Origin of the sequence: Citrobacter sp. Cpo045, assembly GCF_030332875.1 — a bacterium.
Lineage (GTDB): Bacteria > Pseudomonadota > Gammaproteobacteria > Enterobacterales > Enterobacteriaceae > Citrobacter > Citrobacter portucalensis.
Map to the genome: position 1 here is coordinate 270,534 of NZ_JAOWGZ010000086.1, position 18,559 is coordinate 289,092.

Consider the following 18,559-nt stretch of genomic DNA (forward strand, 5'->3'; position numbering starts at 1 on the left):
AGAGTTATCTCAGCTGGCCGGCATGGTGTTAATTATGATTGATAAAAATGATCGTCGTAAAATTTAACAATTTATATAACTTTCTACTGGTCTGGTTCAGACTCCACTTCATTTCTTGCCGACATACAGCGTATAATCCTCGGCCTTTGATTATTTTTTTACCATTTTTGGAAGCATTATGAGCGCAATATCCCTGATCCAGCCGGACAGAGACCTTTTCTCCTGGCCGCAGTACTGGGCTGCCTGTTTTGGCCCGGCACCGTTTTTGCCGATGTCACGCGACGAAATGGACCAACTTGGCTGGGATAGCTGCGACATCATTCTGGTTACCGGCGATGCATACGTCGATCATCCCAGCTTTGGCATGGCAATTTGCGGACGTATGCTGGAAGCACAAGGCTTTCGCGTAGGGATTATCGCCCAGCCGGAGTGGAACAACAAAGACGATTTTATGCGTTTGGGTAAACCGAACCTGTTCTTTGGTGTGACCGCAGGCAACATGGACTCGATGATCAACCGTTACACCGCCGATCGCCGACTGCGCCATGACGATGCCTACACGCCGGACAACGTTGCGGGCAAACGTCCGGACCGCGCCACGCTGGTCTATACCCAGCGCTGTAAAGAAGCATGGAAAGATGTGCCGGTTATTCTCGGCGGTATTGAGGCCAGCCTGCGCCGTACCGCGCACTATGACTATTGGTCTGATACCGTTCGTCGCTCTGTTCTGGTGGATTCCAAAGCCGACATGCTGATGTTCGGCAACGGCGAACGTCCGCTGGTGGAAGTGGCGCATCGTCTGGCGATGGGCGAAACCATCGATCAGATCCGCGACGTGCGTAACACTGCGATTATGGTTAAAGAAGCGCTGCCGGGCTGGAGTGGGGTGGATTCCACGCGCCTCGACACGCCGGGCAAGATTGACCCGATCCCGCATCCGTATGGTGAAGATCTGCCGTGTGCTGACAACAAGCCTGTCGCACCGAAAAAGCAGGAAGCGAAAGCGGTAACCGTACAGCCGCCGCGCCCGAAACCGTGGGAAAAAACCTACGTGCTGCTGCCGTCCTTCGAAAAAGTGAAGGGCGATAAAGTGCTGTATGCGCATGCGTCGCGTATCCTGCACCACGAAACCAACCCAGGCTGTGCGCGTGCGCTGATGCAAAAGCACGGCGATCGCTACATCTGGATCAACCCGCCAGCCATTCCGCTCTCTACCGAAGAGATGGATAGCGTCTTTGCGCTGCCGTACAAACGCGTGCCGCATCCGGCGTATGGCGACAGCCGCATTCCGGCCTATGAGATGATCCGTTTCTCGATCAACATTATGCGTGGCTGCTTTGGCGGCTGTTCGTTCTGTTCGATCACCGAGCACGAAGGGCGCATCATCCAGAGCCGCTCTGAAGACTCGATCATCAATGAAATCGAAGCCATTCGCGACACCGTTCCAGGCTTTACCGGCGTGATTTCCGACCTCGGCGGCCCAACGGCGAACATGTATATGCTGCGCTGTAAGTCACCGCGCGCGGAGCAAACTTGCCGTCGTCTGTCATGCGTCTATCCGGATATCTGTCCGCATATGGACACTAACCACGAACCGACGATTAACCTTTATCGTCGTGCGCGTGATTTGAAAGGCATTAAAAAGATCCTCATCGCTTCGGGCGTGCGTTATGACATCGCGGTTGAAGATCCGCGCTATATCAAAGAACTGGCGACCCACCACGTTGGCGGCTACCTGAAGATTGCGCCAGAGCATACCGAAGAAGGCCCGCTGTCGAAGATGATGAAGCCGGGGATGGGCAGCTACGATCGCTTTAAGGAATTGTTCGATACCTACTCTAAGCAAGCGGGTAAAGAGCAATACCTGATCCCGTACTTTATTTCCGCGCACCCGGGTACGCGTGACGAAGATATGGTGAATCTGGCGTTGTGGTTGAAGCAACGTCGTTTCCGTCTGGATCAGGTGCAGAACTTCTATCCATCGCCGTTGGCGAACTCCACAACCATGTATTACACCGGGAAAAACCCGCTGGGTAAAATTGGTTATAAGAGTGAAGACGTGGTGGTGCCGAAAGGTGATAAGCAGCGTCGTTTGCATAAAGCCCTGCTGCGTTACCACGATCCAGCCAACTGGCCGTTAATCCGCCAGGCGCTGGAAGATATGGGTAAAAAGCATCTGATCGGCGGTCGTCGCGAATGTCTGGTCCCGGCGCCTACGCTGGAAGAGATGCGCGAAGCGCGTCGCCAGAACCGTCATACTCGCCCGGCATTGACCAAGCACACACCGGTGGCGCATCAGCGCCAGACGCCTGCCGCAAACAAAAAACGCGGGAAAGTGGCAGGGCGCTAATCTGCCTTGCCCGGTGGTGAAACGCTTATCAGGCCTACAAATAGCACGATTTTGTAGGCCGGATAAGGTGCTTGAACCGCCATCCGGCAGAGAGACTCAGTATTTATGCTTCACGAATTCTGGCCGCTAATGCGGCCAGTTTTGCATCATCCGCTCGTTCATAATCGTGTGACGAAAGATATCCTTCATACTGCTCGAAAAATTTGTTCTGCCGCGCTTCAATCGGTTTCCAGTGGGTTAGATCGCCAGTACCGTGCATGGGGCTTAATTTGCTGTGCACATGGTCTACGCCGAAACCTTCGAAGAACATACCCGTACGACTGACATCCGGGAAAGCTTTATCCAGTTTCTTAGCCACTTTTTGTGTCGCCAGCATCAGATCAGCCAGTGCCTGCGGCGGCATATCGAAGGCATAGCTGGGATAATGCTTTTTCGGGATCACCACGGTAAAACCGTCGGTGTTCGGGAAAATCGACAGAAAAGCCAGATGATGCTCGTCTTCCCAGACCTTATGGCAGGGTGCTTTACCTTCAACTATTTGACAGAAAATACAGGTCATTCCTTTTCTCCGCAGGTAAGGTGATTCGTCAGGACGCAGTCAGTTTAGTACAGACCCAACACCTTCCACCACATCAGACCCACGGTGATAAACACCGCCTGGTTAAACAAGCTGATGATAAATCCTGTACGCCACCAGACGCCCGTTGGAACGTACCCGGCACCAAACAGGATTGGACCGCGAGCATGGGTGTACTGGGTGAGCGAGCAGTACAAACTGCTGGTGAAGGCCAGCATTAATGCCGTGGGGGCTGCGGGAATATTCAGATGCAGACCGACACCAAGGAAAACGGCGTACAGCGCGGCAATCTGTGCATTACCGCTGGCAAAAAAGTAGTGGGTATAGAAGTAGGCGGCGTTCAGCAGCAGCAGGACGATCACCCAACTGGTACCGTGCATAGTACTGCTCAGGCTATCGCCGATCAGATTGCCAAACCAGGTGGTGAAGCCCAGTTTTTTCAGCTGGTTCGCCATCATCAACAGCGCGGCAAACCAAATCAGTGTGTCCCATGCGCCTTTCTCGCTCTTCACATCTTCCCAGCTCAGAACGCCGCTTAGCAATAAAATGGACAGTCCCACGAACGAGGCAGTGGTGGCGTCGACGCCTAACGTATCGCCAAAAATCCACAGCACCAGCAGCACGCCGACGGTAGCCAGCATCAGCCATTCGCCGCGAGACATACTGCCCATTTCCGCCAGCTCTTTGCGCGCCAGGTTAGGGGCATCCGGCGTGTGTTTAATTTCCGGGCGCACGATCCAGTAGACCAGCAGTGGAACCAGCAGTAATGACACAAGGCATGGCAGCAGAGCCGCCATAAACCAGCCGCCCCAGGTCAGCGTGACGCCCGCATTGGCCGCCAGTTTCACCGCCAACAGGTTGCCGGTATAGCCGGTCATAAAGAGCGCGGCGGTGACGTCGTTGACGTTGCCAATACAGGTGATAAGAAAGGTACCGATTTTACTGCGGGACTCATCTTCCGGGTTCGAATGGAAACTGCGTGCCAGAGAGTCAGCAATCGGATAGATGACGCCGCCGCAGCGTGCTGTATTACTCGGCATTGCCGGGGAGAGGATCAGATCGGCAAAAGCCAGACCATAGGCGAGTCCCAGCGTGCGCTTGCCGAGCAGACGGATCATCTGCAGCGCAATGCGTCGTCCGAGGCCTGTTTTGATAAACCCGCGGGCAATCATAAAAGCCACGACAATAAGCCAGATAAGTGAACTGTTCAGCTCACTCAGTGCCGTGGTGATAGCGCCGCTGGCGGTTTTATCCCCGGCAGCATAGGCGAGTGCAAAAACCGTAATCCCAATAATGCCGACAGCGCCGATGGGTAAAACTTTTGCCACGATAGAGGCAATAGTCGCGACGAAAATAATTGCTGAATGCCAGGCTGGCGCACTTAACCCGGAAGGTGGAGTAAGCTGCCACAGTCCGGCAGAAATGAATATTATAAGAATTAATGGGAGCCATTTGACTCCGCTACTTTTTTTCTCAGTCACGTTTACGCACCTATGGATATGGTGAATGTATTCATCAAATAAATATATTTATTTAATAATTAACAGGTTATATTGCGTAATGCTGCTCCAGCGACTGCAAGAAATACATCAATATATGTGTGTGAATTGTTTCCTGATATTTCAAATCAGTAAAGGCCCGACGAGAGTGTCGGGCTGGAGGGAAGGGGTTAACCGCCGAACTGATCCGGGTCTGGCCCCAGACGTTTGCCCTGATCGAGTTTCGCGATTTCGCCTAATTCGTCTTTATCCAGGCGGAAGTCCCAGACGTTAAAGTTTTCTGCGATACGCGCAGGGGTGACCGATTTTGGAATCACCACCAGCCCGCTATCCAGGTGCCAGCGGATGACAATCTGCGCCGGTGATTTGCCATATTTCTCAGCGAGGTCACGGATGATCTTTTGATCAAAGACGTCTTTGCCGCCCTGCGCCAGCGGGCTCCAGGATTCGGTCTGGATTTTATGCGTTGCGTTCCAGGCGTGCAGTTGACGCTGTTGCATAAGCGGATGAAGTTCGATCTGGTTAATCACCGGAGGTACGCCGGTTTCATCCATCAACCGCTGGAGATGATTGATCTGAAAGTTGCACACGCCGATGCTCTTAATCAGCCCTTCTTTTTGCAGGTCGATCATGTTTTCCCACGCTTCAACGTAGTGGTCGATCGCCGGAACCGGCCAGTGCATCAGGTACAGATCGAGGTAATCAAGCTGGAGTTTTTCCATGCTTTCGAGCAAGGCTTCCCGGGGGCGTTTTTGGTCATCATTCCACAGCTTGGTGGTGATGAATAACTCGTCCCGTGGTACGCCAGCATCGCGTATTGCTTTGCCGACACCTTCTTCGTTTTTGTACGCCGCAGCGGTATCAATTGAGCGATACCCCACTTCCAGCGCTTTATGAATGGCGGTGATGACTTCTTCGTTGCTTGCCTTCCAGACCCCCAGGCCCAGTTGTGGCATGACGTTACCATCCTGTAGCTTGATAATGGTTGGACCGGTCATAATTCCCCCCCACACTTAATCCTTCAGGCTGCCTCTTTGTTGGCTGCTTGCGTTTACCCCGGTCACGTACTTATGTACGCTCCCGGGGATTCACTTAATTGCCGCCTCGATGCCTCATGAATGATTGGGTGTAAATTGAGTTCACCGGGGCAGCCCCCGGTGAGTTAGGTGTGACTTAAGCCTGGTATAAATACCCAAAAACGAAAGGCGGAGGTTAAAAAACCTTAGCGGGCAGCTTCGTAAATCCGACGGCTGACTTCAAGCGTAATGTCCTGATGTTCGCCCAGTTGCGTACCACCGTGTGCTTCCAGTTTTTCCAGCAATGCCGGGATGGAGCTACCGTCCAGGCCATAGTCAGACAGGCGAGTGGGTACGCCCATTTGTTCGAAGAAAGCGCGGGTAGCGGCAATGGCGGCGTCGATGCGCTGGTCGTCGGAACCTTCGGTGATATTCCAGATACGCTCTGCGTATTGCAGCAGTTTGGCACGCTTGGTATCACGTTTTTCATTCCACAGCGCTGGCAGAACGATGGCCAGCGTTTGAGCATGATCCAGACCGTGCATTGCGGTCAGTTCATGGCCCAGCATATGCGTTGCCCAGTCCTGCGGTACGCCTGCGCCAATCAGGCCGTTCAGCGCCTGGGTTGCCGCCCACATGACGTTCGCACGCACGTTGTAGTTTTCCGGATCCTGCAAGGCTTTCGGACCTTCCTCTACCAGCGTGAGCAGAATGCCTTCGGCAAAGCGATCCTGAATTTTCCCGTCTACCGGATAAGTCACATACTGTTCGACGGTATGCACGAAGGCATCTACGACGCCGTTTGCAACCTGACGCGGCGGTAGGGTGTAGGTGTAAACCGGATCCAGAACGGCAAACACTGGCTGCACGAACGGGGTCATAAAGGCCAGTTTATCGCCGGTGGTTTTACGCGAAATTACCGCGCCGGAGTTAGATTCAGAGCCGGTTGCAGGCAGGGTTAATACGGAGCCCATCGGGATGGCGCTTGTTACATCGTTGCCGTGGGTTTCCAGAATGCGCCATGGATCGATGCCATCAGCGTACTGTGCCGCTGCCGCGATGAATTTGGTGCCGTCCAGCACTGAACCGCCACCTACCGCCAGCAGAAACGTCACTTTCTCATCACGCACGATTTTTACTGCGTTCATCAGCGTTTCATAAGACGGGTTTGGCTCGATACCGCCAAACTCCAGCACATCCAGGCCTTTCAGCGCGTCCTGAACCTGCGCCAGGACGCCAGTTTTTTTCACGCTGCCGCCGCCGTAGGTAACCAGTACGCGAGCGTCCTGAGGAATTTGATCGCGCAGCTCAGCAATCGCGCCTTTACCAAACAAAATACGTGTTGGGGTATGGAGATTAAAGTTGTTCATTGCTCGTTCCCTTTGGTGGGTAATAAAAGAGTGCAGGTGAGTGTCTGCCGGATGATGAACATTGTGGTCGCCCGCCGCGCTGCTCTCAATGCTCATTTCTGTCGATGTCTTGCCCATTTCTACAGACTGCTGGAGAAAACGGATAAATCTGCGCATTATGTCAGGGTCGAAAACCGATGATGAAATGGTGCCCCATGAACCGTGATGAGATCTGTCTTCTGCTGACAGATAAAATTAAGCAGCTGAAAAGCAATGAAAATAGACTTAACGAACTGCTGCCAGATGTCCGCCTGCTACACGGTACGGAGCCGGCGGCGCGTACACCGGTCATGTATCAGCCAGGCATCATATTTCTCTTTTCGGGACATAAAATTGGTTACATCAATGAGCGCGTATTTCGCTATGACGCCAACGAATACCTGCTGCTAACCGTACCTTTACCCTTTGAATGTGAAACCTATGCGACGCCGGAGGTTCCTCTGGCCGGTATTTATCTGAATGTCGATATCCTGCAATTGCAGGAGCTGTTGATGGACATTGGGGAAGACGAGCTGTTCCAGCCCGCCATGGCGGCCAGCGGGATTAACTCTGCAACGCTCTCTGACGAAATTCTCTGCGCTGCTGAGCGCCTGCTGGATGTGATGGAGCGACCGCTGGATGCGCGCATCCTGGGGAAACAGATTATTCGCGAGATCCTCTACCATGTGCTGACCGGACCGCGCGGCGGCGCGTTACTTGCTCTGGTCAGTCGCCAGACGCATTTCAGTTTGATAAGCCGGGTGCTGAAGCGAATTGAAACCAAGTACACCGAAAACCTCAATGTAGAACAGCTGGCAGCAGAGGCGAACATGAGCGTGTCGGCGTTTCATCATAATTTTAAAGCGGTGACCAGCACGTCGCCGCTGCAATATCTTAAGAGCTATCGCCTGCATAAAGCGCGGATGATGATGATTCACGATGGAATGAAGGCTAGTGCGGCTGCCATGCGTGTCGGCTATGAGAGCGCATCGCAATTCAGTCGGGAGTTCAAACGTTTCTTTGGCGTAACGCCGGGGGAAGATGCGGCAAGAATTCGTATGATGCAGGGGAGTTGATTTCTTGTAGGCCTTAAAACTGCGCGCCATCAGGCAAAATGCCGGGAATTACCCCGGCTAAGGATAATACTCAGGCGCTACAGTATTTTTTTTTAATCACCACGAACAATGTTCCCAACAATCCTGCGGTTAACAGGGCAATCGGCAGGATCATTAGAAAGGTCATCACCTGATCTTCATGGCGTTTAACGAACGGGATCATGCTCAGCGCATAGCCGAAACTGGTGACGACGGTGACCCACAGCAGGCCACTCAGCCAGTTAAAAAACTGGAACCGACGGTTAGGAAGCCCTGAAATGCCAGCCATCGTTGGCAGCAAGGTGCGAACAAACGCCAGGAAACGCCCTGCCAGCAGCGCCATCAGGCCGTGTTGATCAAACATGCAGGTGGCGCGCTGATGGTATTTTTCCGGTAATTGCGCCAGCCAGCCTTTCACCGTGCGCGTGTTGCCTAGCCAGCGTCCCTGAATATAACTCAGCCAGCAGCCCAGACTGGCTGCGGCCGTCAGAATAGCTATGGTAGGTAAAAAACTCATCACGTCCTGAGCGATCAGCGCTCCTGCCAGTAATAACAGGCTGTCTCCGGGTAAAAAGGAGGCGGGCAGCAGGCCATTTTCTAAAAACAGCGTGGCGAACATGACGAAGTACACCACGCTCACAACGTGCGGATCCGCCAGTGCGGCAAAATCGTGTTGCCAGAGCGCGGAGACAATATCTTGAATGACTACCATGGACTTTCCTGTGGAACAGCGTTTATGTGTGGATTGTACTCCTGAATTGCCCGGGATGCCTTGATCCCGGACGCAACAATTGCAGACTTTTCCACCAGAAGTGTCTGCATATATGTCCATCTGTGGCAATTTTACTCGATTCGGGCAAATCCTGCGGCCAAATCGGCAATCATATCGTCAACATTCTCTAAACCGATATGTAAACGGATGAGCGTTCCGCTGAAATCCACCTCGCCTTGCGGACGGATTGCCGCAATGTGTTCCGGCTGGTTGGCGAGAATCAGCGACTCAAAACCGCCCCAGGAGTAGGCCATACTGAACAGGCTGAAGTGATCCAGATACGCAGCAAGCTCCTCATTATTGAGCTTCTTATTCAATACAAAGGAGAACAGGCCGCTGCTGCCGGTAAAATCACGCTTCCAGAATTCATGCCCTTTACTGCCGGGCAGTGCCGGGTGGTTCACGCGGGCGACCTGCGGATGGCTGGCCAGCCACTCGGCGACCTTTAAGCTGCTTTCATGGTGCTGACGCAGGCGAACGCTCAGCGTACGCAGTCCACGGCTGGTCATATAGGCGGTATCGGCGTCCAGCATTTGCCCCATCAGATAGGCATTTTCGCGCAGTTGATCCCAGCAGCGGGCATTAGATACCGCCGTGCCGACCATGCCGTCAGAATGACCAATCAGATATTTGGTGCCTGCCTGAATAGAGATATCAATGCCAAAATCCAACGCTTTGAACAGCACCCCGGCAGCCCAGGTGTTATCAATCATGATGATTGCATCCGGCGCGACGCTTCTGACGGCGGCAACAATAGCTGGAACATCATGCACTTCCATAGTGACAGAGCCGGGAGATTCCAGAAATACGACTTTCGTGTTCGGCTGTATGTGCTTAACGATATCGGCGCCAACCAGCGGATCGAACCAGCCGGTGGACACGCCGAGCTTGCCGAGAATTTTGGTACAGAAATCCTGACTGGGTTCATAGGCTGTGTTGGTCATCAGCACATGATCCCCTTGCTCCACAAAGGCAAGGATGGTGTTGGCAACGGCCGCCGCACCGCAGGGGAACAGCGCGCAACCCGCACCACCTTCCAGTTCGCACATCGCTTCCTGAAGAGAGAAATGCGTCAGGGTTCCGCGACGCCCATAGAAAAGCGCACCGTTCGCCCGGTTGTGCGTGGCCTGTTTTTTAGCCTCTACGGTGTCAAAAACCAGCGAAGAAGCGCGCTGGATCACGCTATTTACCGAGCCCAGCGTGTACTTTTTACTGCGTCCTGCGTGAACGAGTTTGGTTTCAAGTTGCTTATCTGCCATGTTGTCTTACCTGTTTTTATACGTCTGGATGTCTAAACTACCATGAATCAAAGATGACGCATCCTGCAGAACGGTCATACAGTAGAAAATAATCTCAAAATGCTTCTGGTGACTTTTTTACTGCGTAAGCGCAAGGAAAAGAAACCAAAGGTGCGGCAATATGTAAATAGTAATGAGAACGACTATCAATTCGACGTCGTTTTGATATGATTACGCTCAGATTTTGTGATTTGCGTCCTGGAGATACAGAGTGGGTAATAATTTGATGCAGACGGATCTTTCCGTCTGGGGTATGTATCAGCACGCCGATATCGTGGTTAAGTGCGTGATGATTGGGCTGATTTTGGCGTCAGTGGTCACCTGGGCTATCTTCTTTAGTAAGAGCCTTGAGTTCTTTACTCAGAAACGCCGCCTTAAGCGTGAACAGCAACTGCTGGCGGAAGCCCGCTCTTTAGATCAGGCAAGTGAAATTGCCGCAGGATTCGATGGCAAAAGCCTGGGCGCACAGTTGATTAATGAAGCGCAGAACGAGCTGGAACTGTCAGAAGGCAGCGACGATAACGAAGGCATTAAAGAGCGTACTGGCTTCCGTCTGGAGCGTCGTGTGGCGGCGGTAGGTCGTCATATGGGCCGCGGTAACGGATACCTGGCCACCATCGGGGCTATCTCTCCATTCGTCGGTCTGTTCGGTACCGTATGGGGCATCATGAATAGCTTCATCGGGATTGCACAAACCCAAACGACCAACCTCGCCGTTGTTGCGCCGGGTATCGCAGAAGCGCTGTTAGCGACCGCAATCGGTCTGGTCGCAGCAATTCCAGCTGTTGTTATCTACAACATTTTCGCACGTCAGATTGGCAGCTATAAAGCGATGCTGGGCGACGTCGCGGCACAGGTGCTGTTGCTGCAAAGTCGCGATCTGGACCTGAATGCAAGCGCATCCGCGCATCCGGTACGTGCAGCGCAGAAATTACGTGTAGGATAATGTTCCATGGCAATGAGCTTTAATGAAAACCTGGACGATAACGGTGAAATGCATGAAATCAACGTGACGCCGTTTATCGACGTTATGTTGGTTTTATTGATCATCTTTATGGTTGCCGCGCCGTTGGCAACCGTAGATGTGAAGGTGAATCTCCCTGCCTCCACCAGCACGCCGCAGCCGCGTCCGGAAAAACCGGTTTACCTGTCAGTTAAAGCCGATAAGAGTATGTTTATTGGCAACAATCAGGTGACGGATGAAACCATGATTAACGAGCTAAATGCGTTAACTGACGGGAAGAAAGACACCACGATTTTCTTCCGGGCAGATAAAACCGTTGATTATGAGACCATGATGAAGGTGATGGATACGCTGCATCAGGCGGGCTTCCTGAAGATTGGTCTGGTCGGCGAAGAGACAGTGAAAGCGAAGTAATCTTCCTCATTGCCGGGTAATGGTTGCCGCCTTACCCGGCGTGTCTCTCCTGATTCAACTCCCTCGCACACTTGTTCTTATCTGTTCTCATCTAACGCGACCGTGGTTATCCTGGTGGGTTCGTAGTTCCCTTCAGACAGCTTTCGCGTCAGGCGTAAGGTGGCCGTTTCCCGCGCGAGTATATGCTGGTAGGTGCTTTCCAGTCGGGCCATGATTTTGTCCCGCAGTTCTGGTTGCTGCTCCATAATGGCTTCGATCGCGGCACCGTAGATCTCTTCTTTAGCCTGTAGCGAGTAAATTTCACGGCGATTTTGCCATTTCATCCGCACCAGTGCAGCGGGAATAGAGACTATCTCCTGAGCAACGCTTTCCAGTGTCGCGTTTTTATTGGCAATCAACACGGCTAAATTTTGCTTTAAGACAAACTCATCGCTTTTATGGTTATCTAAAGCCAAATAAACATTATTATCCTCAACATCTTTCATTTTATTTCTCTTCCAGAGAATAAAAAATAGGGTCGCTGGTTTCACGGGTAATTAAATTAAGCCAAATTTTGTTGCCCTGTTCATTTATGATGGCTGTTTTTTGAGTCAAAATTTTACTTAATTCTTGTGCATTAATGTCGCCTTCTGCCTGTAGTGAATTGAGCAGGCGAGAGAATGACTCAATTTTTGCTGCACGAAACAGGCGCTCTTTTAAATGACGGTCGCACTCTTCAAATAGCATATTTCGTGACTGGCCGGTAGCAGCAGAGCTAATCAAAATATCGGATTCGTAATCGCTTAATGTTATCTTCCCCTGAGTCAAATTTTCACTATTATCTGTGGAGGTGGTATTGTCAGGTGAGCTGGATAAGTGAAAACGCGAGGGAACAAGATGCTCGGGAAGCATGTTGAAATATCCTTTGATGCCAATGATATGTTGTTTTAAATAAACCATGCCGCGTTGACAATAGCATGGCGTAATTTTAAAATCAAAAAAAATGGAGCCAGTATATGAACAGTATATTTTATTCTGTTATTACCCTGCTATTGCTGACCTGCGGGGTACTTTTGTTGATGCGCAGTGCAAATAAAAACCGTAATGCAGAAAATGGATACGCTGAAAACCAGCCGGAAATACTGAGTAAAGAAGAGGGTGAAGATCATTTCTCGGTACTGATGAATTCGATTACTCCGGTTTGGTATTGGCGTGTCAATCACGAATATATCGATTTTATCCACTCGACGATCAAACGGATGACAATGGTGGAGCTGAATGAGACGCCAGGGCTATTTGATGCACAGCGGCGTTGCAGCGATCTTAACTCTGCGGTGTATAAATATTACGACAATATTAAAAAACGCTGCCTGAGTGGCGAGAAAGTCCCGCATGCCGATCTGGACGTGCTTAACTTACGTCAGTGCTTCAGGGAGTTCAGCCTGGAAGCCTATCCTGCACTTGTCGCGCTGGTGTGGCCGGAATATCAGCGCCCAGAAATCAAAGCAGAAGAGGTGTGAGGAGCTGGCTGGCCCGTATTACGTGCCGGGAAGAACAACGTTGCTACCCGGCACGGGATTACCTACGGCTATTTGTCAGATGAGGCCTGCCACAGGTTCAGCTTACCGTCCGCGACGTGCTTATCGATCTGCGCCAGTTCTTCGGCGCTGAACGTCAGATTCGCCAGCGCCTGAACGTTTTCTTCCAGTTGCTCCGGTCGACTGGCGCCAATCAATACCGACGTTACCCTGTTGTCTTTTAGCAGCCAGCTTAAGGCCATTTGTGCCATCGACTGTCCACGCTGTTGCGCCATCTCATTAAGCAAGCGCAGGCTGGTAAGGTTTTCTTCCGTCAGCATGTTTTCCGTTAACCCACGAACCTTTTTCCCTTCACGCTGCATGCGTGAACCTTCCGGAATACCGTTGAGGTATTTCCCCGTCAGCAGTCCCTGAGCCAGCGGCGTAAATGCGATGCAGCCCATGCCGTTGGATTCCAGAGTATCCAGCAGGCCGCTGCTGTCTACCCAGCGGTTAAGCAGGTTGTAAGACGGCTGATGGATCAGCAATGGAATTTTCCATTCCCGCATCAGCTCGGCCATTTTCTGCGTACGTTCCGGAGAATAGGATGAGATGCCGACATACAGCGCTTTACCGCTTTGCACGGCGTGGGCCAGCGCCGAGGCGGTCTCTTCCATTGGCGTATTTTCGTCAACGCGGTGAGAGTAGAAGATATCGACATAGTCGAGACCCATGCGTTTCAGACTCTGGTCGAGGCTGGCGAGCAGGTATTTGCGCGAACCGCCAGAACCGTATGGCCCAGGCCACATGTCATAGCCTGCCTTGGTGGAGATAATCAGTTCATCGCGATAGTATGCAAAATCCTCGCGCAGTAATCGGCCAAAATTCTCTTCTGCGCTGCCTGGTGGCGGCCCATAGTTATTGGCTAAATCAAAATGCGTGATGCCTAAATCAAATGCTTTACGCAACAGGGCGCGCTGTGAATCCAGCGCCTGAACGTGCCCAAAACTGTGCCATAAACCCAGCGATAGCGCGGGTAAACGCAAACCGCTGCGCCCACAGTAGCGATAGAGCATCTGCTCGTAACGTTCAGGATTGGCAAACCAGGCCATGAGATCTCCTTAGTGCAGGTGAATTTCGAAACAACGTTTCTATTCTAGCGGGTTCACGGTGAATATCCCGTTCACCAGGTCACACTGAGATGAAAAACTGGGCAAAAACAGGTCACTGTGCTTTGCTTAAAAAAACATCAATCAGGAGTGCGACGATGCCGCGTTTGACTGCCAAAGATTTTCCGCAAGAACTGCTCGACTACTATGACTATTACGCGCATGGCAAAATAACGAAACGCGAGTTTCTCAATCTGGCAGCGAAATATGCAGTGGGTGGCATGACGGCGTTGGCTTTATTCAATTTATTGAAACCCAATTATGCCCTCGCAACGCAGGTAGAATTTACCGATCCCGATATTCTGGCGGAATATATTACCTATCCTTCGCCTGAAGGGCATGGTGATGTGCGGGGGTATTTAGTTAAACCTGCGAAGGTGACAGGGAAAGTTCCGGCGGTGGTGGTAGTGCATGAGAATCGTGGGCTGAATCCGTATATTGAAGATGTGGCGAGACGGGTGGCGAAGGCGGGCTTTATGGCACTTGCGCCGGATGGATTAAGTTCGGTAGGGGGATATCCTGGCAATGATGATAAAGGTCGGGAATTGCAGCAGCAGGTTGACCCCGTAAAGTTGATGAACGATTTTTTTGCCGCCATTGAATTTATGCAATCTTATTCAGGGACGACGGGAAAGGTAGGTATCACCGGATTTTGCTACGGTGGTGGTGTGTCGAATGCCGCTGCTGTAGCTTTCCCTGAACTGGCCTGCGCGGTGCCTTTTTATGGGCGGCAGGTTCCTGCATCAGATGTCCCCAAAATAAACGCGCCTTTATTACTGCACTATGCGCAATTAGACACACGTATTAATGAGGGATGGCCTGCCTATGAAGCGGCGCTTAAGGCCAATAAGAAAGTCTATGAAGCCTATATCTATCCCGGCGTTAATCATGGCTTTCACAACGATTCGACCCCCCGTTATGATAAAGCTGCCGCTGATTTAGCCTGGGAACGTACTCTTGCGTGGTTTAACAAATATTTGCGATAGAAAACAATAGATTATTTAATGCTTATAACTAATTACCTGAATAATAATGCTACCTAATTTCATTAGCATTCATATTGATATAGTGTGGAGAGAGAGTGGATGTACTTAAGAAAGTAAAAAAATAAAGAACGCATTATATCTTCTCTACTGCCTGCCGATAACAAGGATAAGTATCGCCTGATGGCGAATTCCTCATCAACGGCAAGGAAATTATTATGCGTTTGCTGAAAAACTTCACTATTCGTATTGTCATGTTGGCAATACTGGGACTTTTTTGCCTGCTCTGGTCGGGCGTGGGTTTATTCAGTCTTCATTCGTTATCAAAAATATCTGAAGGCAATGATATTGACCGTCATCTTGTCCATCAGATGACGGTTCTCAGTCAGGGCAACGATCAGTACTTTCGCTTCGTAACGCGCTTAAGTCGCGCCATGGATGTCAAAATGAGTGGCGGAACGCCTGATTTTGCGCCAGCGCAACAGTCCCTGGAGAATATGAGCAAAAAACTCCAGGAGATGAAAACATTATCTCCGGGCCCTATGGACCCTGACGTCGCTAACGCAGTACTGACGAAGTGGCAGGCGCTGCTGGACAACGGCGTGATCCCGCAAATGCAACTGGCGCAGCAGGGAACGCTTACGGCCTTTGCTGAGCATGCCAGCACTATTACACCCGCGTTGAGCCGTGAATTTGGCGCCAGTGCCGAGCGTTTTAACGCCACGGCAGGCGAGCGACTCGATACCACCCGCGTGATGGTCGATGGCAAAACCTCTATCATCCGGACGCTAATTATCACCGCCGTGATCCTTGGGATTGCCCTCCTTTTCTTTACCGACCGCTACCTTGTTTCCATGATGGTGAAACCGCTGGGACGTATTCGCCAACAGTTCCAGCAGATTGCGCAGGGCGATCTCAGCCATCCCATCGAAGATTTTGGTCGTAACTGTGTGGGTCAACTGGTGCCGTTATTGTGCGCGATGCAGGATAGCCTACGTGAAGCCGTCAGTACCATCCGTTCAGGTAGTGACAACATCTGGCGAGGGGCGACGGAAATTTCGACCGGCAATAACGATCTCTCCTCACGTACTGAAGAGCAGGCTGCGGCTCTGGAAGAGACCGCTGCCAGCATGGAGCAACTGACCGCAACGGTAAAACTGAACGCAGAAAATGCGCGTGAAGCCAGCCAGCTTGCCGATACGGCCACAGAAACGGCAGGCAAAGGGAGCACGCTGGTTTCAGAAGTGGTTGAGACGATGGACGGCATTGCCGCCAGCTCTAAACAGATCGCGGAAATCACGTCAGTTATTAATAGCATTGCTTTCCAGACCAACATTCTGGCGCTGAACGCGGCGGTTGAAGCAGCCAGGGCAGGCGAGCAGGGGCGCGGTTTTGCCGTCGTCGCCGGTGAAGTACGCAACCTTGCCAGTCGCAGCGCCGGGGCGGCGAAAGAGATTGAGACACTGATTGGCGAGTCATCGCGTCGTGTTGATCAGGGCGCTCGTCTAGTTAAAGAAACAGGATTAACCATGGAGGCGATTCTGCGCGGCGCCACCGAAGTGACTGTCATCATGAAGCAAATTGCCTCTGCCTCGGAAGAACAGAATAAGGGTATCTCGCAGGTGAGCGTGGCGATCACGCAGATGGACAGCGTAACGCAACAGAACGCTGCATTGGTAGAACAAGTTTCCGCCGCGGCAGTGGCGCTGGAACGACAAACAGAGGAGCTGCAACGCTCGGTGCAACAGTTCCGCCTTTCCGCTAATGATGTGCAATACGCAGCCAGCCAAACCACTTCCTCTTCAGCAGACAGCAAAACGTCTGCGGCCGCTAAAACGGATGAATGGGTGTCCTTTTAAGCCGTTATAAAAAGTTCGTGATACCTCTGGTCTTTGCTTAAAAAATCGCTATATAATTTATTATATAGCGATTGGAGGTTATGCATGGACAACCATTTTGGTAAAGGCCTGATGGCCGGATTAAACGCCTCAAGTGCGGACAGTGCACGCTCGGTGGCGAATTTTTGTGCGGATTATAAGCGTGGTTTTGTGCTGGGATTTTCACATCGAATGTTTGAAAAAACGGGCGATCGACAGCTCAGCGCGTGGGAAGCGGGGATCCTGACGCGCCGTTATGGGCTGGATAAAGAGATGGTGATGGATTTCTTTAAAGAGAACCAGTCCAGTACAACAATTCGGTTTTTCATGGCTGGCTATCGACTCGAAGCTTGATCCGAAAGGGGTATTATCTTGCTTTAATTAATTACACTATTGACCTACGCCTTCGTTTTGTTGCTCCGCCGAAGTATTATAATGCACATAACCATATAAAAAGTGTGGTAATGGCGCGCCGATCGCAATATGCAACATGCGAATGGTGCAAAATAAAAGCCAGGTCTTCGCAACGGAATAACTATAAAATGACTGGAGATAACTCTCTCATCAATTCGAGCGGCATTAATCGCCGTGATTTCATGAAGCTTTGTGCAGCACTGGCCGCTACCATGGGGCTCAGTAGCAAAGCCGCCGCAGAAATGGCCGAATCAGTTTCTCGTCCTCAGCGCCCACCGGTTATCTGGATTGGTGCTCAGGAGTGTACGGGTTGTACTGAATCGCTGCTTCGCGCGACACACCCTACAGTGGAAAACCTTGTTCTGGAGACAATCTCTCTGGAATACCATGAGGTGCTCTCTGCCGCCTTCGGCCATCAGGTTGAAGAGAACAAACATAACGCTCTGGAGAAGTACAAAGGGCAATATGTTCTGGTAGTAGATGGTTCTATCCCACTGAAAGATAATGGTATTTACTGCATGGTTGCCGGTGAGCCGATCGTGGATCACATCCGCCGGGCCGCAGAAGGCGCAGCCGCTATCATTGCCATCGGCTCTTGCGCCGCGTGGGGTGGTGTTGCTGCCGCTGGCGTTAACCCAACGGGTGCCGTCGGCCTGCAAGAAGTTCTGCCAGGCAAAACCATCATCAACATTCCCGGCTGTCCGCCGAACCCGCATAACTTCCTCGCAACGGTCGCGCATATCATCACTTATGGTAAGCCGCCGAAGCTGGATACCAAAAACCGTCCGACATTCGCCTATGGCCGTTTGATTCACGAACACTGCGAACGTCGCCCGCACTTCGATGCTGGTCGTTTTGCTAAAGAGTTTGGTGATGAAGGCCACCGCGAAGGTTGGTGCCTCTACCATCTGGGCTGTAAAGGACCAGAAACCTACGGCAACTGCTCAACGCTGCAATTCTGCGATGTGGGCGGCGTGTGGCCGGTGGCTATCGGTCACCCTTGCTACGGCTGTAACGAAGAAGGCGTCGGCTTCCATAAAGGTATTCACCAGCTTGCTCACGTGGAAAACCAAACGCCGCGTTCCGAGAAACCTGACGTCAACATGAAAGAAGGCGGCAATGTTTCTGCCGGAGCGATTGGACTGCTGGGTGGCGTAGTAGGACTGGTTGCCGGTGTCAGCGTGATGGCGGTTCGTGAACTGGGGCGTCAGCAGAAGAAAGATAACGCTGACTCACGGGGAGAATAAC

18 protein-coding genes are annotated in these 18,559 nt (G+C 51.7%); 9 read left to right on the top strand and 9 right to left on the bottom strand.

All coding sequences use genetic code 11. From position 1 onward, the window contains the following. Window positions 1–178 precede the first annotated feature (178 nt). Window positions 179–2,350, top strand: a complete 2,172-nt coding sequence (locus OGY13_RS07870; RefSeq protein ID WP_003024532.1) for a YgiQ family radical SAM protein — start codon at window positions 179–181, stop codon at window positions 2,348–2,350. A 103-nt stretch (window positions 2,351–2,453) separates the two neighbouring features. On the opposite strand, the gene OGY13_RS07875 is transcribed toward OGY13_RS07870, so the two are convergent. The 4 genes from OGY13_RS07875 to yqhD form a co-directional block, all read right to left on the bottom strand. Beyond that, window positions 2,454–2,909, bottom strand: coding sequence for an HIT family protein (locus OGY13_RS07875; RefSeq protein WP_213752712.1), 456 nt, complete (start codon window positions 2,907–2,909; stop codon window positions 2,454–2,456). Window positions 2,910–2,953: 44 nt separating this feature from the next. Next, complete coding sequence (locus OGY13_RS07880) at window positions 2,954–4,408, bottom strand: DASS family sodium-coupled anion symporter (protein ID WP_003828381.1); 1,455 nt, start codon at window positions 4,406–4,408, stop codon at window positions 2,954–2,956. 188 nt (window positions 4,409–4,596) lie between these two features. Further along, window positions 4,597–5,424, bottom strand: coding sequence for a 2,5-didehydrogluconate reductase DkgA (gene dkgA, locus OGY13_RS07885; protein ID WP_008785816.1), 828 nt, complete (start codon window positions 5,422–5,424; stop codon window positions 4,597–4,599). Between the two features lie 224 nt (window positions 5,425–5,648). Beyond that, window positions 5,649–6,812 (bottom strand): alcohol dehydrogenase, encoded by a 1,164-nt coding sequence (gene yqhD / locus OGY13_RS07890; RefSeq protein WP_213752726.1) that lies wholly within the window; start codon window positions 6,810–6,812, stop codon window positions 5,649–5,651. 194 nt (window positions 6,813–7,006) lie between these two features. Here yqhD and OGY13_RS07895 point away from each other — a divergent pair, with 194 nt between their 5' ends. Next, entirely contained in the window at window positions 7,007–7,906 is a 900-nt protein-coding gene (locus OGY13_RS07895; RefSeq protein ID WP_071445531.1) for an AraC family transcriptional regulator, read from the top strand. A 70-nt stretch (window positions 7,907–7,976) separates the two neighbouring features. Here OGY13_RS07895 and yghB read toward each other — a convergent pair whose 3' ends face one another. Together yghB and metC are read right to left on the bottom strand one after the other, a co-directional pair. Next, window positions 7,977–8,636: a DedA family general envelope maintenance protein YghB gene (yghB, locus tag OGY13_RS07900; protein WP_003024510.1), complete on the bottom strand. Its 660-nt coding sequence runs from the start codon at window positions 8,634–8,636 to the stop codon at window positions 7,977–7,979. 131 nt (window positions 8,637–8,767) lie between these two features. Next, window positions 8,768–9,955: a cystathionine beta-lyase gene (gene metC, locus OGY13_RS07905; protein ID WP_213752711.1), complete on the bottom strand. Its 1,188-nt coding sequence runs from the start codon at window positions 9,953–9,955 to the stop codon at window positions 8,768–8,770. A 250-nt stretch (window positions 9,956–10,205) separates the two neighbouring features. On the opposite strand from metC, the gene exbB reads away from it, so the two are divergent. Both exbB and exbD read left to right on the top strand, forming a co-directional pair. Continuing rightward, entirely contained in the window at window positions 10,206–10,940 is a 735-nt protein-coding gene (exbB, locus tag OGY13_RS07910) for a tol-pal system-associated acyl-CoA thioesterase (RefSeq protein ID WP_003024507.1), read from the top strand. A 6-nt stretch (window positions 10,941–10,946) separates the two neighbouring features. Continuing rightward, on the top strand, window positions 10,947–11,372 hold the full coding sequence (gene exbD, locus OGY13_RS07915) for a TonB system transport protein ExbD (protein WP_008785812.1): 426 nt from the start codon (window positions 10,947–10,949) through the stop codon (window positions 11,370–11,372). 77 nt (window positions 11,373–11,449) lie between these two features. On the opposite strand, the gene OGY13_RS07920 is transcribed toward exbD, so the two are convergent. Beyond that, complete coding sequence (locus OGY13_RS07920) at window positions 11,450–11,857, bottom strand: hypothetical protein (protein ID WP_008785811.1); 408 nt, start codon at window positions 11,855–11,857, stop codon at window positions 11,450–11,452. 1 nt (window position 11,858) lies between these two features. Beyond that, window positions 11,859–12,263 (bottom strand): hypothetical protein, encoded by a 405-nt coding sequence (locus OGY13_RS07925; protein WP_008785810.1) that lies wholly within the window; start codon window positions 12,261–12,263, stop codon window positions 11,859–11,861. Between the two features lie 104 nt (window positions 12,264–12,367). On the opposite strand from OGY13_RS07925, the gene OGY13_RS07930 reads away from it, so the two are divergent. Further along, complete coding sequence (locus tag OGY13_RS07930; protein WP_008785809.1) at window positions 12,368–12,871, top strand: ESA_00282 family adhesion-associated protein; 504 nt, start codon at window positions 12,368–12,370, stop codon at window positions 12,869–12,871. Window positions 12,872–12,939: 68 nt separating this feature from the next. On the opposite strand, the gene OGY13_RS07935 is transcribed toward OGY13_RS07930, so the two are convergent. After that, complete coding sequence (locus OGY13_RS07935; RefSeq protein ID WP_111464935.1) at window positions 12,940–13,980, bottom strand: aldo/keto reductase; 1,041 nt, start codon at window positions 13,978–13,980, stop codon at window positions 12,940–12,942. A gap of 155 nt (window positions 13,981–14,135) precedes the next feature. Between OGY13_RS07935 and yghX the strand changes: the two genes are divergently transcribed. The 4 genes from yghX to hybO all read left to right on the top strand — a co-directional run bounded on the left by yghX (window position 14,136) and on the right by hybO (window position 18,558). Next, window positions 14,136–15,023, top strand: a complete 888-nt coding sequence (gene yghX / locus OGY13_RS07940; protein ID WP_079934127.1) for a YghX family hydrolase — start codon at window positions 14,136–14,138, stop codon at window positions 15,021–15,023. Window positions 15,024–15,238: 215 nt separating this feature from the next. Beyond that, a complete protein-coding gene (locus OGY13_RS07945; protein ID WP_008785806.1) occupies window positions 15,239–16,879 on the top strand; it encodes a methyl-accepting chemotaxis protein in 1,641 nt (546 codons plus the stop codon). 84 nt (window positions 16,880–16,963) lie between these two features. Further along, window positions 16,964–17,251, top strand: a complete 288-nt coding sequence (locus tag OGY13_RS07950; RefSeq protein ID WP_003024490.1) for a DUF2623 family protein — start codon at window positions 16,964–16,966, stop codon at window positions 17,249–17,251. 188 nt (window positions 17,252–17,439) lie between these two features. After that, entirely contained in the window at window positions 17,440–18,558 is a 1,119-nt protein-coding gene (hybO, locus tag OGY13_RS07955) for a hydrogenase 2 small subunit (RefSeq protein WP_003024486.1), read from the top strand. Window position 18,559 lies beyond the last annotated feature (1 nt).